Raw genomic sequence first — 1,019 nt, forward strand, 5'->3', positions numbered from 1 at the left:
GCATAGCTGCGTCCGGTCTGCTCGCGAATGAGGTGACAGGCCGTGCCGATTCCGGACAGGCCAGCGCCGATGATCAGTACGTCGACATGCCGCGTCATTGAGGAAACTCGTTTCGTAGGGTCGCCGACCCGAGCACCGTCGCCCGAGCCTGTCTTCGAGGTTACGTGTTTCGTATAGTTACGTCTAGTTAGGGTTGGCGTGTCGGGGGTTGCGCGCACGGTGAGCGCAATCCCTGACGTTCGCGGGCGCGCCGGTCAGCATCGAACGATGACCGATCGAGGATTGTCGTTTCACTGGTTCCTGCCCACCTACGGCGATTCACGCGGGCTGATGGCGGGCGGGCACGGCAGTTTCATGTCCGGCGATCGTCCCGCGACGCTGCGCTACCTCAACCAGCTCACCGCCGCGGCCGAGGACAACGGCTTCGAAGGCGTTCTGACTCCCACCGGCGCCTGGTGCGAGGATGCGTGGCTGACCACTGCGATGCTCGTGCAGACCAGCGAGACACTGAAGTTCCTGGTCGCGCTGCGCCCCGGCCTGACCAGCCCCACCCTGGCCGCGCAGATGGCGGCGACCTTTCAGCGTCATTCCGCCGGGCGACTGCTGCTCAATGTCGTCACCGGCGGCGAACAGCGCGAACAGCAGGCCTACGGCGACTTCCTCGACAAGACCCAGCGCTACGCGCGCACCGGCGAATTCCTGCACATCGTGCGCAATCTATGGGAGTCGACCGAGCCGTTCAGCTTCACCGGCGAGCACCTGCGCGTGCAGGACGCGATCCTCAGCGCCCGCCCCGACCCGATTCCGCCGGTCTTCTTCGGCGGCTCGTCGGGCCCCGCCGGACCGATCGCCGCCCGCTACGCCGACACCTACCTCACCTGGGGCGAACCGCTGGACGCCGTCGCCGCGAAGCTCGACTGGATCCGCGGACTGGCCGCGATCGAGGGCCGCACCGTCGACTTCGGCCTGCGCATCCACGTGATCAGCCGCGACACCGCAGCCGAGGCATGGACCGAGGC

At 67.1% G+C, this 1,019-nt stretch carries 1 protein-coding gene; it reads left to right on the top strand.

Features of this window, described 5'->3' with window-relative positions; genetic code table 11:
* Positions 1 to 267: 267 nt before the first annotated feature.
* Positions 268 to 1,019 (top strand): LLM class flavin-dependent oxidoreductase (locus ACFWUY_RS42035; protein ID WP_384122473.1); only part of this gene is annotated, 752 nt, incomplete at its 3' end.

It is taken from the genome of Streptomyces sp. NPDC058664, assembly GCF_042716635.1.
Taxonomy (GTDB): Bacteria; Actinomycetota; Actinomycetes; order Streptomycetales; family Streptomycetaceae; genus Streptomyces.